Source organism: Ruegeria sp. AB9 (genome assembly GCF_056542585.1).
The window spans coordinates 369486-383775 of the sequence record NZ_JBQGAA010000003.1 but is presented as its reverse complement, the minus strand read 5'-3'; the positions used below and the strand labels follow the sequence as shown (position 1 = coordinate 383775).

At 57.2% G+C, this 14290-nt stretch carries 14 protein-coding genes and 1 tRNA gene; 4 read left to right on the top strand and 11 right to left on the bottom strand.

All coding sequences use genetic code 11. The features are described from left to right. Positions 1-7 precede the first annotated feature (7 nt). The 10 genes from argB to rpmH all read right to left on the bottom strand — a co-directional run bounded on the left by argB (position 8) and on the right by rpmH (position 9314). Positions 8-871, bottom strand: a complete 864-nt coding sequence (gene argB / locus ACR0K5_RS10980) for an acetylglutamate kinase (protein ID WP_480629716.1) — start codon at positions 869-871, stop codon at positions 8-10. A 60-nt stretch (positions 872-931) separates the two neighbouring features. Further along, a complete protein-coding gene (gene yihA / locus ACR0K5_RS10975; protein WP_480629715.1) occupies positions 932-1585 on the bottom strand; it encodes a ribosome biogenesis GTP-binding protein YihA/YsxC in 654 nt (217 codons plus the stop codon). Further along, positions 1582-2319: an MOSC domain-containing protein gene (locus ACR0K5_RS10970; protein ID WP_480629714.1), complete on the bottom strand. Its 738-nt coding sequence runs from the start codon at positions 2317-2319 to the stop codon at positions 1582-1584. The genes yihA and ACR0K5_RS10970 overlap by 4 nt, the downstream gene beginning before the upstream one ends. After that, positions 2316-4145, bottom strand: a complete 1830-nt coding sequence (yidC, locus tag ACR0K5_RS10965) for a membrane protein insertase YidC (RefSeq protein WP_480629713.1) — start codon at positions 4143-4145, stop codon at positions 2316-2318. The genes ACR0K5_RS10970 and yidC overlap by 4 nt, the downstream gene beginning before the upstream one ends. A gap of 126 nt (positions 4146-4271) precedes the next feature. Beyond that, positions 4272-5804 (bottom strand): putative bifunctional diguanylate cyclase/phosphodiesterase, encoded by a 1533-nt coding sequence (locus ACR0K5_RS10960; protein WP_480629712.1) that lies wholly within the window; start codon positions 5802-5804, stop codon positions 4272-4274. A gap of 61 nt (positions 5805-5865) precedes the next feature. After that, a complete protein-coding gene (gene ttcA, locus ACR0K5_RS10955) occupies positions 5866-6759 on the bottom strand; it encodes a tRNA 2-thiocytidine(32) synthetase TtcA (RefSeq protein ID WP_480629711.1) in 894 nt (297 codons plus the stop codon). 43 nt (positions 6760-6802) lie between these two features. Beyond that, positions 6803-8419, bottom strand: a complete 1617-nt coding sequence (locus ACR0K5_RS10950) for an acyl-CoA dehydrogenase family protein (RefSeq protein WP_480629710.1) — start codon at positions 8417-8419, stop codon at positions 6803-6805. Between the two features lie 67 nt (positions 8420-8486). Beyond that, positions 8487-8732: a membrane protein insertion efficiency factor YidD gene (gene yidD / locus ACR0K5_RS10945; RefSeq protein ID WP_480629709.1), complete on the bottom strand. Its 246-nt coding sequence runs from the start codon at positions 8730-8732 to the stop codon at positions 8487-8489. Continuing rightward, entirely contained in the window at positions 8729-9154 is a 426-nt protein-coding gene (gene rnpA, locus ACR0K5_RS10940) for a ribonuclease P protein component (protein ID WP_480629708.1), read from the bottom strand. The genes yidD and rnpA overlap by 4 nt, the downstream gene beginning before the upstream one ends. A gap of 25 nt (positions 9155-9179) precedes the next feature. Beyond that, positions 9180-9314 (bottom strand): 50S ribosomal protein L34, encoded by a 135-nt coding sequence (rpmH, locus tag ACR0K5_RS10935; protein ID WP_005980833.1) that lies wholly within the window; start codon positions 9312-9314, stop codon positions 9180-9182. 295 nt (positions 9315-9609) lie between these two features. Between rpmH and ACR0K5_RS10930 the strand changes: the two genes are divergently transcribed. The 4 genes from ACR0K5_RS10930 (at position 9610) to ACR0K5_RS10915 (ending at position 13305) form a co-directional block, all read left to right on the top strand. Beyond that, positions 9610-10341, top strand: a complete 732-nt coding sequence (locus ACR0K5_RS10930) for a TVP38/TMEM64 family protein (RefSeq protein WP_480629796.1) — start codon at positions 9610-9612, stop codon at positions 10339-10341. 3 nt (positions 10342-10344) lie between these two features. Further along, on the top strand, positions 10345-11763 hold the full coding sequence (locus ACR0K5_RS10925; RefSeq protein ID WP_480629707.1) for a dihydrolipoyl dehydrogenase family protein: 1419 nt from the start codon (positions 10345-10347) through the stop codon (positions 11761-11763). Between the two features lie 18 nt (positions 11764-11781). Beyond that, positions 11782-13164 (top strand): sensor histidine kinase, encoded by a 1383-nt coding sequence (locus ACR0K5_RS10920; protein WP_480629706.1) that lies wholly within the window; start codon positions 11782-11784, stop codon positions 13162-13164. A 64-nt stretch (positions 13165-13228) separates the two neighbouring features. Continuing rightward, positions 13229-13305 (top strand) — tRNA-Arg (locus ACR0K5_RS10915). A gap of 378 nt (positions 13306-13683) precedes the next feature. Here the strand turns inward: ACR0K5_RS10915 and ACR0K5_RS10910 are convergent. Next, on the bottom strand, positions 13684-14061 hold the full coding sequence (locus tag ACR0K5_RS10910; protein ID WP_480629705.1) for a hypothetical protein: 378 nt from the start codon (positions 14059-14061) through the stop codon (positions 13684-13686). Positions 14062-14290: the final 229 nt, after the last annotated feature.

Below are 14290 nucleotides of genomic sequence, written 5' to 3'. Positions count from 1 at the left end.
GCCGGGTTCAGTCTGGTCGTATCAGCGACCCGGCCCCGTGTTCCGTGAACAACTCCAACAGCACTGCATTAGGTGCGCGCCCGTCGAGTATGACGACAGCACGCACGCCACTGTGCAAGGCATCCAGTGCGGTTTCGGTTTTGGGGATCATGCCGCCGGCAATGGTACCTTCGCGGGTCATTTCCCTGATCTGGCCTGCCTTCAGTTCGGTCACAACTTCCCCCGCTGCGTTCTTGACGCCCGAGACGTCGGTCAGCAGCAACAAACGATCTGCTTTGAGCGCCGAGGCAATCGCCCCCGCAGCCGTATCACCGTTGACGTTGAACGTTTCACCATCACGACCCGCGCCTAGCGGAGCGATCACCGGGATCACGTCATGTGAGAACAAATCATGCAGGATCTTCGGGTTCATCTCGGAGGGGGTGCCAACAAAGCCGAGAGACGCATCCGTCTGATCGCAGACCATCAGGCTTGCATCCTTACCTGACAGGCCCACGGCCGATCCACCTTGATCATTGATCGCCTGAACGATGCGTTTGTTCACAAGGCCGGATAGAACCATCTCGACCACTTCAACCGTGGCTTTGTCAGTCACACGCTTGCCGTTCACGAAATCGGACTGGATATCCAGCTTGCCCAGCATCGCATTAATCATCGGACCACCACCATGCACAACCACCGGGTTCACACCCACTTGGCGCATCAGAACCACGTCACGGGCAAAGCTCTCCATTGCCTCGTCGCTGCCCATGGCGTGACCGCCAAGCTTGATAACGACGATGGCCCCATCATAGCGCTGCAAATACGGCAGTGCGCTGTTGAGTGTGGCTGCGGTAGCGATCCAGTCCCGGTTCATATCTCGTGTCTTCATGGCTAGAGTCCCTCTGGAAAACCGTGTTAGGACCTTTGCACCGCGCTGCCAAGGGCGAAGCTATTCCAGATGTGCAATGATAGACCGCAGGGTCTCGATGCCGTCGCCTTTCTCGGAAGACGTGAGCACAATTTCCGGGAAAGCTGCGGGATGTTTGGACAAGGCTGCCCGGGTTTGTTCCAGCACTTTCTCACGATCCTTGGCCTTGACCTTGTCGGCTTTGGTCAGAACGCATTGAAATGTCACGGCGCTGGTATCCAGCAGCTTCATGATTTCTGCATCAACCGGTTTCACACCGTGGCGTGAGTCGATCAGGACAAAGGCGCGGCGCAAGGTCTGGCGACCGCTTAGGTATTGTTTCAGCAGCTTTTGCCACTTCTCGACTACCTTCACTGGGGCATTTGCATAGCCATAGCCCGGCAGGTCCACGAGATAGAGTTCCGGACCTTGAGTGAAAAAGTTGATCTCTTGCGTGCGACCGGGGGTGTTAGAAGCCCGTGCCAGGCCTTTCGTTCCAGTCAGGGCATTGATAAGACTGGATTTCCCTACATTCGAGCGCCCGGCAAAACAGACCTCCAGCCGGTCAGGAGCTGGCAGGCCGTTCATGGCGACGACGCCTTTGACGAATTCGGACGGGCCCGCAAACAGCTTGCGCCCTCGTTCTTTGGCGAACTCATCCGGGTCTTCAGACAGTGGGAAGGGAAGTGTGGTCATAGCACCTGCACCTCATCGTTAATACGGATTTCGCCGCCCTGAACGACCTCGGCGTAGACGCCGAAATCCTGATGCTCCCAGCTGTTCAGGGCGCGCAGCGTGTCCGCGTCCCGCTCGCCGGTTTCGGGATTGGCGGTGGTGGCCATACAGCGCGTGATGCGTTCGCGTACGCGAAACACGGCCTCGCCAATGCGAACGTCACGGCCCAGCCAGTTAAACTCATCCCACAAAGGCAAACCTTCGAACCAAATATTGCCGCGCCACCGTACATTGGACAGGGTTTGGCCCAATTTCTGTTCGACCGCGCGGTGCGATGCCATGTTGCACAGGCTAACCGACGGGAAGTCGCTGTCGGTCATCCCGCGTCCTGGAACCCGTACGATTCGGGCAGACGCAGCACGATCCGCAGGCATAAGCGGCTTTACCCAGTCCAGAAATACTTCTTGTTCTGTATCTGGCTCAAAACTCAGATCCGGTCGCTGCGGGTGGCGTAAGGTGACCCGGTTGGTCTGCAATTCGGCCGAAATGGCCATCAGCTGCGGAGCTTTTGCACATCGGCTGAAATTGGAGCAGGGGGCCCAGTCCGAACCATCGGTCTTGGCAGCTTCATGAGCGACCGCCCAAACGCGATCCCCGGGCATGGTCTGCCCGGGGATGACTGCGACTTGGTTCAGGGCTTCATGCCCATGGCTTTTGATCGGATGGCGCCAAAGGCCTGAGACCGTTCCGCTCATTTGTTGTCCGTCTTTGGCGTCCGCTTGAAACCGGACTTGATGTTCCCAAAAACGTCAGGCTTGTAGCCCTGGCTGCGCATGATCAGATATTGCTGCGTAAATGTGATCGTGTTGTTCGCGATCCAGTACACGACCAGACCACTGGCGAACCCGCCCAGCATGAACATGAACACCCAGGGCATCCAGGCAAAGATCATCGCTTGCGTGGCGTCGGTTGGTGCCGGGTTCAGTTTCTGCTGCAACCACATTGAGATACCTAGCAGCAGTGGCAGGATGCCGATGAAGATCAACGCCATCAGGCTTTCGGGTGCAGGTGCGGCCCAGGGCAGCAGGCCAAAAAAGTTGTAGATCGAGGTCGGATCCGGCGCACTCAGGTCCTGGAACGGGCCGAACCAGGGGGCCTGACGCAGTTCGATGGTCACAAAAATCACTTTATACAGCGAGAAGAAGATCGGAATCTGCAACAGGATCGGCAGACAGCCCGCAGCAGGGTTCACCTTTTCCTTCTTGTACAACTCCATCATGCCTTGCTGCATCTTCTGACGGTCGTCGCCAGCGGCCTCTTTCAGGGCTTCCATCTGAGGCTGCAATTCCTTCATCTTCGCCATCGAGACGTAGGATTTGAATGCCAGCGGGAAAAGGATCGCTTTGATGATCAGCGTCAGGCCGATGATCGACCAGCCCATGTTACCGATCAGTGCGTTGATGTTGTGCAAAAGCCAGAAGATCGGCTTGGTCAGGAAGTAGAACCAACCCCAGTCGATGCTGTCGATGAATTTCTGAACACCTTCGGCCTGGTATTCACGAATAGTTTCCCATTCTTTGGCACCGGCGAATAGCTGGGTTGTGACCTCTTCCGTGGCACCGGGTGCGACTGTCAGGGTCGGCAGAACGGTTTCTGTCTGGTAGATTTTGCGACGCGCGTCATATTTGGCAGCGGCCTTGAACGCTGAACCTTCCGCCGGGATCAGGGTGGTCATCCAGTAGTGATCGGTGAACCCGACCCATCCGCCTTCTTTAACCTGATAAACCTCGGCCTGCGCGCGTTCATTGGGGTCAATATCGAAATCGCGGACATCGCCATAGTCGATCTCATCCAGAACGCCATCGGCCATGACCATTACGCCTTCATGAAGAATGAAAAAGTTCTTCAGGTCGGGCAGGTCACCATCTTCACCAATGCCGTGGCGTGCCAGGATACCGTAAGGCGCCATGCCAACCTCGGCCTCGGTGGCGTTCTCGACCGATTGGGTGACCGAGAACATGTAATTCTCGTCCACAGCGATGGTGCGGCGGAAGGTCAGGCCGTTACCGTTGTCCCAGGCCAGCGTTACCGGTGTGTCAACGCCCAGAGTATCGCCCTGCTCAAGCGTCCAAAGGGTGTTCGGGCCAGGGACATCGGCACCCGACACACCTGCGCCGGGGGCCCAGCCATAGAGGGCATAATAAGCAGATTCACTTCCGACCGGGGACAGAAGTTCGACGATCGGAGAATCCTCGGCCAGTGAAACCTTGTAGTCTTTCAGTGACAGCTCATCAATTCGACCACCAGCAAGCGACAGGCTACCGGTCAGACGAGGCGTGTCGATGCTGACCCGGGGCGCCTCGGCTTCAGGCTCGGCTTCGGTGGCAGTTGCAGTTGCTTCACCGACTGTGCCGGTGTCCGCGGCGCTGGGCGTCTGAACCTCATTCCCTTCGATACTGGCGATTTCAGCCTGCTCCGAGGTCGGTGTCGGTTCCGGCGGAGGGAACAGCACGAACCAGACCAGGATCACGAGAAAGCTGAGCGCGGTTGCGAGGATGAGATTCTTGTTCTGATCGTCCATCTGGGACAGCCACCTTGAGCAGTGAAAGACACCCGCTGGGTTCAACAGAGTGCAGGCCCAAAGGTCAAGCGGAATCGCTCGTCATTTCATCACGGATCGGCCTTCTGTGGCGCTTATTCTGGTTCTTTAGCCCGTTTGTCGTCCGATTTTGGGCATTCTGTCGATCTTGTTGCGATAAGATGTGATCCAGTCCGCGGTTTTTTCGAAGGGCATGGGCTTGCCAATACCAAATCCCTGGACGTGGTCACATCCCAGTTGTGCCATCAAGGCATGTTCCCCGGGCGTCTCGACGCCTTCAGCCAATGTTTCCAGATGCAGCCGTTCTGCCATGGTCAGAATTGCGCTGGCCAGTTGTTGCTGGCTCGGGTCCTGATCCGCCCTGGTAACAAAAGAACGGTCAATTTTTATCCGGGACACATTGAACCGCTTGATCGATGCGATCGAGGCATGCCCTGTGCCGAAATCATCAAGATCAATACAGCATCCCATCGCGGCCAGGCCGGTGACATTGCGGGTAATTACGTCATCCGGTCCTCTGGAGAACACGGTTTCCAGCACTTCGACTGCCAATCTGTCCGGGGTCAGATCGAATTGATCCAGTTCCCATTTCAGGCGGTCGATCAGTCCTGGGTCGCGCAGCTCGTCCGAGGAAAAGTTGACGCCGATACGCGGCACGGTCAGACCGGCTTGATCCCAATCGCGCATTGCGGAAAAGGCATGGTGCCGCATGGCCTGCCCCAGCCTGCCCATCAACTCGGCCTGTTCTGCAAAGGGCAGGAAGACACTGGGGCCCAATACGCCCTTTGTCGGGTGTTCCCAGCGGGCCAGAGCCTCAAAACCGGACACGCGCCCAGTATTTGTCGAGATCTGAGGTTGAAACCAAGGGCAGATCTCACCGCTTTCCAACGCGGCGTCAAATTCCTTGCGCAGATTGGTTCTAACCTGAGCTCTGCGACGTGTTCCGGACGAAAAGGCACGAATCGTTGAAGGCCCGTTTTGCTGTGCCTCCAGCAGGGCGCTGTTTGTAGCTTCACACCAATCGATCGCGGAACCGTCCGGGACATTGCTGCTCAGGCAGAAACCGATAGAGCAGGACATGTAAACTCCGGTTCCGTTCAGCATGATGGGGTCTTCGACCGCGGATTGCATTCGTCCCGACATCTGAATGCAGGCTTCCAGATCAAGCTGATGTGCAGGATGCAGAACAACCATCATCTTGTTCCCTCTGACCCGGGTTGCACAATCATTGGCGCGGATCATGGACATGACACGAGAGCAGAATTGCTGTGCCACGTGATTCGCTGCTGCTTGGCCGTGTAGGTCGAGCAATTGTGCGTAATCATCCAGGATCACAGCAAAACAGGCCGAAGTTTCACCCTTGCGGCGGCTATCCGAGAAAACCCCCGCCAGAACGGTTTCAAACCGATCCTTCGACAGCAGACCACCCTGTTGTTTTTTCTTACTTTCCGGGGTGGGTGCAAATGCGCCGATGCCGGCAAGTGTCAAAGGCAAACCCAGTGCCGCGGCGATCAAAGCGCGTTCACCACCGAGCCAGAACGCACCCAGGCTTATTGCCGGAACAAAAGCAAGAACGGCAGGGCCGTATGCCACGTTTCTCAAAGATACAATAATACGGTCGACAGAAGGATGATTCCGCATTGGGTCCTGGCCTTGGACATGGATTGTTTGCCGAGCCTAGGAAACCAGTCTGAGTCAGTCGTTAACGCAGAAGCGGTATTTCTTCCAAATTTTCTGATTTTTCGCCGGAGTCTACTGAAAGGTTAACAAAATCAAAGAGTTTCGCATCCAGAAGGTGCGATGGGCGCGCATTGGTTAATGCGCGGAACATAACCTGACGCCGACCAGGGCTGTTCTTTTCCCACTGATCGAGAATCTGTTTGACCTGCTGCCGTTGCAGCCCATCCTGACTGCCGCACAGATCGCATGGAATGATCGGGTACTGCATTGCCTTGGCGAATTTCTCGCAATCGGCTTCGGCGACGTGGGCAAGCGGGCGGAAGACAAAAAGGTCTCCCTCTTCATTCACCAGCTTCGGCGGCATAGTAGCCAGACGGCCTCCATGGAAGAGGTTCATGAAAAACGTCTCGAGAATATCGTCGCGGTGGTGCCCAAGCACGACGGCCGTACATCCTTCTTCCCTGGCGATGCGATACAGGTTGCCGCGACGCAGCCGCGAACACAGGGCGCAATAGGTTCTGCCCTGCGGAACTTTATCCACCACAACGGAATAGGTGTCCTGATACTCGATCCGGTGCTGTACCCCCATGCGTTCGAGAAACTCGGGTAGGACCGTCGCCGGAAATCCGGGCTGACCTTGATCCAGATTGCAGGCCAGCAGATCGACGGGCAGCAGGCCACGCCATTTGAGTTCGTAGAGAACGGCCAGCAGCGTATAACTGTCTTTGCCGCCTGACAGGCAGACCAGCCAGCGCGGCGGTTTGCCGTCCTTGTCATGCGCGGACGGGTCTACCATCCCGTATTGCTCGATCGCTTCGCGGGTCTGGCGCACGATGCGTTTGCGCAGCTTCTTGAACTCGGTGGTCGAGGGCGCGCCGGCAAAGAGCGGGTGGATATCGTCTGCATCGTCAAACATGCGCTGCCCCTACAGCAGATGGTGCAACCGGGCAAGTGGCGGTTCAGCCAAGGCGCGCCAGCAGGGCGTCAGTGTCCAGCCCGGAGACCGCACCGGGAATGCGGCCGCTATCTCCTGTAAGGCGCGTGGCAATGAAACCGTCCGCCACGGCGCCCGGCGCGCAACGCAGCAATTGCGAGGCCGACAGCAGCAATGCTGTGCGCTCAACATACCAGCGCGCTTCACCCTCTGGCGGCAGGCCCGGCCAGCGGTTGCGATGTGCCGTCAGGGCTGCGTCATATTCCCTGTCCGTGCCTGTCGCAGCATCCAGCTCTGCCTGCAACACCGCTGCAGCCAGCGGGTCGCGCGCAAGGGTGCGCAGGATGTCGAGGCAAATCACATTGCCTGACCCCTCCCAAATGCTGTTCAGGGGCGCTTCACGGTAGATCAGGGGCAGGGAGGTGTCTTCGACATAACCCATGCCGCCCAGCACTTCCATCGCTTCGACCACGACGACCGGGCAGCGCTTGTTGTTGAGAAATTTGGCCAATGCAACACTGATCCGGGCAAAGGCTTTGTCCTCGGGTGTTTGACCGTCAAAAGCGTGCGCGACGCGCATCCCCAAGGTCAGTGCGCTCTCCCAATCCAATACAAGATCGGCCAGCACAGCGCGCATCAGGGGTTGATCTATCAATCGGCGCTGAAAGGCGCTCCGATGCGCAACCCAGTGATGTGCTTCGCTGAGCGCGGCACGCATCAGACCCGCAGGTGCCATAGCTGTGTCGAGCCTCGTGTGGTGCACCATTTCCAGAATGGTGCGCACGCCTGCACCCTCGTCTCCCAACTGGAATGCCAGCGTGTCGTGATATTCGATCTCAGATGAGGCGTTGGATCTGTTACCAAGCTTGTCTTTCAGGCGCATCAGGTGGATTGCATTGCGCTCACCCTCCAGCCAGCGGGGCACCAGAAAGCAGGTCAATCCGCCAGGAGCCTGCGCGAGTGTGAGAAACCCGTCGGACATTGGTGCGGAACAGAACCACTTGTGCCCACGCAGGCGCCAATGGTTCCCGTCGCGTGTCGCTATTGTCGTATTGGCGCGTACATCCGATCCGCCCTGTTTCTCGGTCATGGCCATGCCTAGCGTTGCGCTGGCCTTTTGCGCGATAGGTTCTACCGAGGGGTCGTAGGTGCGGGCCATAAGTTTAGGCTGCCAGAGTGATGCAATTTCCTCATCGGAAACGAGTGCCGGGATTGCCGCGTATGTCATGGTCATCGGGCAACAATGCCCGGGCTCGATTTGTCCGGCCAAATAGACCATCGCCGCGTGAGTCGCGTGCCCGCCGGGCTTCCCGTCCCAGGCCAAGGCGGCGTAACCGGCGGATTGGCTGATCTGCATCATCTGGTGATAGGCTGGGTGAAACCGCACCTCGTCCAGACGCCTGCCACCTTGATCGAACAGTCGAAGCTCAGGTGGGTGCCGATTGGCTTCCCGCCCCAGCTCCCGGGTTTCCTCGGTTCCGAGCGTTTTACCATACGCAGCCAGTTCCGCACTGCGTCCACCCGAAGTGGTGACTACGTCTTGAAGCACCGGATCAGACGACCAAAGATCAGTGTCACCGCGTGCGGGCGGTTGATTCAATACATCGTGGGTCGGCAGGGTGTGGCGCGCTTGGGTTGTCATCTGGACCTCGGATAGAACTGGTCCAACTGTTCAGGCGCTGCCCGCACCGGTCAAGTCTGACGAGGGGTCAGGATGAGGGGTCGTGATGCTTGCAGTCGGGCACCGGATCATAGCCATCGCCGCCCCAGGGGTGGCAGCGGCAAATTCGGTGAGCGGTCAGGTAGGATCCTTTGACCGCCCCGTGTTTCTCCAGCGCCTCAAGCGCATAGGCTGAACACGTAGGTTGGTAACGACAGTTGAAACCGACCCATGGGCTGAAGATCAGCCGATACGCCCGAACGGGCAGGGCGACGATATGGGACAGAAAGGTCATTTGCTTGCTGCGTGCATCTTACGGAGCGCATAGCGCAAATCGTCCAGCAGTGCGTCGTAGGGGCGGTTGGCGGTGACCTCGGCACGGCCGATCAGCACATAGTCCCACCCGATGCGGCCAATCTCGGGCAAGACGGCCCGTGCAGCTTCGCGCAGACGGCGCTTGGCGCGGTTGCGGGCCACGGCATTGCCGACTTTCTTTGAGCAGGTGAAACCTACGCGAATCCCGTTGGCTTCATCGGGGGCACGTTTGCGGGCCTGCACCATCATTGAAGACGTGCCTTGCCGCTGCGCGCGCGCCGCTTTCAGAAAGTCGGAACGTTTCTTGAGAACGATCAGAGGATCGGACACACAAACGGACGCCGCCGGGGGCGTGTTCCCGGGGTGGTTCTTACCATCCTCAGGGGCCTCCGGCGGCGTCATGTTCATAACCTGATCGGTGAGCGGTTTATGCGCTCAGCGATTTGCGGCCGCGTGCACGGCGCGCGTTCAGGATCTTGCGGCCGGCCTTGGTGGCCATGCGCGCGCGGAAACCGTGGCGGCGTTTGCGAACCAGGTTCGAAGGCTGATAGGTGCGTTTCATCGCTCCGTCTCCAATCTTTGCGGTCGGGTGCGGCGCGGATTCGCCTGCCCGTGGTGTTCGAAGCCTGTCCTCTACTGCCAAGCGGGGAGTAAGTCAAACCCCAACAGCCGGGTTTTCGCAGCTTTTGCAACAATTCTGTAACCTGCGGCGGTAAAAGGTTTCAAAACACCCGTTTATCGCAGGATTCCCTCACATTCGCTGCCACAAAGATCAAGGCCCCGTGATCCCCCTGTTGCTGGCTCGCCGGGCAGCGCATCTTGGGCACAAGATGAAGCAAAAAGAACCGGAAAACCTGATGTCCGAAACAAGCCAGGCACCGCGCAACGGTTTTGCGCGCCATATTCCGTTGCTTGTAATCCTTGGCGTTACCGTTGTCGGTTTCTTTACGCTTGGGGATTACCTGACTTTTGAGACCTTGCGGGACAATCGAGAATCGCTTTTGGCATGGCGGGACGATCATTACTGGGTCATGGTGGCCGCTTTTGTGGCCATTTACATTGTCATAGTGGCCTTTTCGCTGCCGGGTGCCGCTGTGGCGTCCATGACAGGCGGTTTTCTTTTTGGTCTTTTTGCCGGAACCGTTTTCAATGTAGTCGCCGCCACAATCGGTGCATCGGCAATCTTTCTGGCGGCACGCTGGGGGTTGGGTGCAACACTGACGTCGCGGTTGGAATCTTCTGAAGGGACGATCAAGAAGCTGAAGGACGGGCTGAGGGAAAACGAAATCTCGGTGTTGTTTCTGCTGCGGCTTGTGCCCGTCGTGCCGTTCTTTGTTGCCAATCTCGTGCCGGCGCTGGTCGGTGTGAAGTTCCGTAATTTCCTTCTGACCACAGCGCTGGGCATTATCCCTGGCGGAATTGTGTACACGTGGATCGGGGTCGGGTTGGGCGGTGTATTCGACCGCGGAGAAACCCCCGACGTCTCGCTGCTGTGGGAACCGTTTGTGATCGGGCCGATTATCGGGTTGTGCGTATTGGCCGCTTTGCCCATCGTTATCAAAGCGCTGCGCGCAAATAGGGACACTTGAGCCATGAAAGAACTGAAAACCGACCTCCTGGTCATCGGTGCCGGGTCTGGAGGGTTGTCCGTTGCCGCCGGGGCCAGCCAGATGGGCGCAGACGTTGTCCTGCTGGAAGGGCACAAGATGGGCGGCGATTGCCTGAATTTCGGCTGTGTTCCTTCGAAAGCTCTGATCGCAAGCGGCAAAGCAGCCTATAGTCAGGCGCATTCCGCCATTTTCGGCGTTGCAGATAGGAACCCTCAGATCGATTACGCCGCAGCTAACGATCACGTCCATGATGTGATCGCACAGATCGAACCGATGGACAGTCAGGAACGGTTCGAAGGCTTTGGCGTGAAGGTGATCCGCGAATACGGTACGTTCGTATCCACTGAAAAGGTGCAGGCCGGGGATCATGTCGTCACCGCTCGTCGCATCGTCATTGCGACCGGTTCATCGCCGCTGGTGCCGCCCATTCCAGGGCTGGAAGCGGTGCCGTATTATACGAACGAAACCATCTTTGAATTGCGTGAGCGGCCAGACCACCTGTTGATCATTGGCGGTGGTCCCATTGGTATGGAGATGGCACAGGCCCATTTGCGGCTTGGCAGCAAGGTGACGGTTGTCGAAGGTTTCAAGGCCTTGGGCAAAGACGACCCCGAGGCTGCGTCTGTGGTGCTGGCGGCCTTGCGCAACGAAGATGTCGACATCCACGAAAACGCCCTGGTTGCTCAGGTTCGCGGCACAGAAGGCGCGGTAGAAGTCGTTACCGAAAACGGTGATATTCACCGGGGTTCTCACCTTTTGATTGCTGCCGGGCGCAAAGCCAACATTGAGCGTCTGAATCTGGAAGTGGCCGGAATTGATCGCACCAAATCCGGCATCAAGACGGATGACGCCCTGCGGACGACAAACCGCCGTGTCTATGCAATCGGAGATGTGGCGGGTGGTCTGCAATTTACCCATGTCGCCGGGTATCATGCGGGTATCATCATTCGTTCGGCCCTGTTCGGTCTGCCGTCCAATGCGAAAACGGCGCACATCCCTTGGGCCACCTATACAGATCCAGAGTTGGCTCAGGTCGGACTGACCGAAGCTCAGGCCCGCGAAGCGCATGGCGAAAAGCTTGAAATCGCTCGCTTTGACTATCACCACAATGACCGGGCGATTACTGAGCGCAAAACCAAAGGGTTCATCAAAGTCATGGTGATGAAAGGCCGACCCGTCGGTGTCACAATCGTTGGGCATCAGGCGGGTGAGTTGATCAACTTGTGGTCGTTGGCTTTGGCCAATAACCTGAAGATGGGGCAGATCGCCGCTATGGTTTCACCCTATCCGACGATCGGAGAGCTTAACAAACGCGTGGCGGGTGCTTATTTCTCGCCAAGGCTGTTTGAGAATCAGACAGTTAAACGGGTGGTCAGGTTCGTCCAGCGTTGGATTCCCTGACCTGAAGAGGAGCGCAATTTGAACTCGCTGTCGGGCCGATTTCTGATCCTGACGACGGTCTTCGTTATGTTGGCCGAGGTCTTGATTTTTGTCCCGTCGATCGCCCGGTTCCGCGAGGATTTTCTGCTGAACAGACTTGAACGCGCTCAGATCGCGTCACTGGCTTTGCTGGCGGACGATATGCTGGCCGAAGATCTCGAGGCGGAGCTGCTGGCAAATGCAGGCGTCTACAACGTGGTATTGCGACGGGATGAGGTTCGACAACTGATGTTGTCGTCACCTATTCCCGACCCAATTGCCAACACGTTCGATTTACGGGATGCGAGCCCCTGGGTTCTGATCCGCGACGCGATCAGACGGATTTTTACTTCCGAAAATGAAGTCATCCGGGTGGTTGGAGAACCGGTCAAGGGCGCAGGCCTGCTGATCGAAGTCACCACGGATAGCATGCCTTTGCGAACGGCAATGGTTGACTACGGCCTACGTATTCTCGGTTTGTCTTTTGTTATTTCCATCATCACGGCTTTTTTTCTGTTTCTTGCCGTGCGCGTTGTTCTTGTGCGGCCCATCAAAAGCGTCGTCGGATACATGCAGCGCTATGCTAGCGCGCCAGAAGACGCGCGCGGTATAATCTCACCGAACTCGAAGGTGACAGAACTGCGCGAGGCCGAGGAGGCACTGAAAATGCTGCAGACGGACCTGACCCAGGCACTCAAACAGCGCGAGAGGCTGGCGCAGCTGGGGGGCGCGGTCGCCAAAGTCAGTCATGACTTGCGCAATATTCTGACGTCGGCGCAATTGTTCACGGACAGGATCGAATCCAGTGATGACCCACTGGTGCGGCGGATGGCGCCGAAATTGGTGAACTCCATAACCCGGGCAGTGTCCCTTTGTGAAAGCACATTGGCGTTTGGCCGCGCGGAAGAGCCCGCACCCACCCTGACAATGGTTCCTTTACGAGCAATCGCAGCGGATGTCGCTGCCAGCGAACAGCTCGCCGTTGCAGACGCCTGCGTCGAAATCGCGAACGAAGTGCCCGAAGAGCTTGTCGCGCGCGCGGACCCCGAGCAATTGTACCGTGTCATCATGAATCTCGTGCGCAACGCGAGACAGGCTCTGGTTGCTTCTGGAAAACCTGGCCGTGTCACCATTGCCGGATGTGAATATGACGACACTTGGTGCATCGAAATCCGTGACACGGGACCGGGCCTTCCCCCCAAAGCACGCGAAAACCTGTTCACACCTTTTCAGGGCGGGGTCCGAAAAGGTGGCTCTGGTTTGGGGTTGGCAATCTCGCAGGAGCTGGTGCGCGGGCACGGGGGTGATCTGGTTTTGAAAGAGACGGGACCCGAGGGAACCGTGTTTGAAATCAGTCTGCCGCGTGGGGACATGACTTTTTAAATTTTTTTTGAAGAATCGGCTTGCACGTCTCGGGCGGCAGGTCTAAATACCGCCTCACCAACGCGGACCGATAGCTCAGCTGGATAGAGTACTTGACTACGAATCAAGGGGTCGGGGGTTCGAATCCTCCTCGGTCCGCCACTAATTCAAAAAACCCCTGCAAACTCAATGAGTTGCGGGGGTTTTTGTCTAATTGGGTATGCCGGTTAGACAGCCTTTCCTCATTAGTAATGTTTGCGGCTGGACATCGCTTGGCAGGAAGCCAGTTATTTTTCTCATTCATGTGTGCACTACACCTTCGATTGCTGTCCAGACGTCTTCATCCTCGAAAGACAATATGTCCCTCTGCATTAGACGCTCCAACGTATCGTGGATTTGCAGACGCGCTGTCTCCGCAAGTTCGGGTCCATACTGGACCCAGTCCTCGGCGAATTGTCGCCCCGTTCGAATTGCTCGATACGCGAGGAATTGAAGGGAAGGGAGATCGGTCACAGAACTTGTCATGTGTAGGCCCCCAACTCAGGCTGCCAATTCGAGTTCGAACAGAGGTTTGTCTGCCTCTTCATCGACGGCCCGCATATGATTGAGCAGACTGTCGGACAGTAGGCACAGCTGTTCGACGACAGGATCCTCCGGATTTATGTCCGCAAAGAGGACTGTTTCGATCCGATCCGGGTGACCGACATCCTGGAGCGTGAGCAGTCGATGCAGCGCAATTAAATCCATCTTTGCGCGGCGTGTAAGACTGCGCTGCGTTGCCAGGTGATCGGTTAAAAACTGTACCCGCTTAAGCGCGAGGGATCCGCCGAGTAACAAAGCGGCGTTTTGCAGTGCCACATTGTATTCTTGGACGAAAATGAGAAGAGCCCGGGTGGCTGAAGTGTTCTGATTTCGCATTGATATGCTCTCACTGTTTGCTGTCGTCTCCAAGAACGACCAAGGCTCTGATCGGAATCTCTAAAGTGTCTCATCTCATGGTTTCTTTCCTTGGTTCGGATGCACCTTTTGGGCGCGGTCTCACACCAGGGACTGCGCCCCAAAAGTGCCATTCCGAACACGAAAAACTTGGAAAATTCTCTTGCAAAAGCCGTAGCGATGACAGTCGAAGTGACGCCATTTTTTTCCG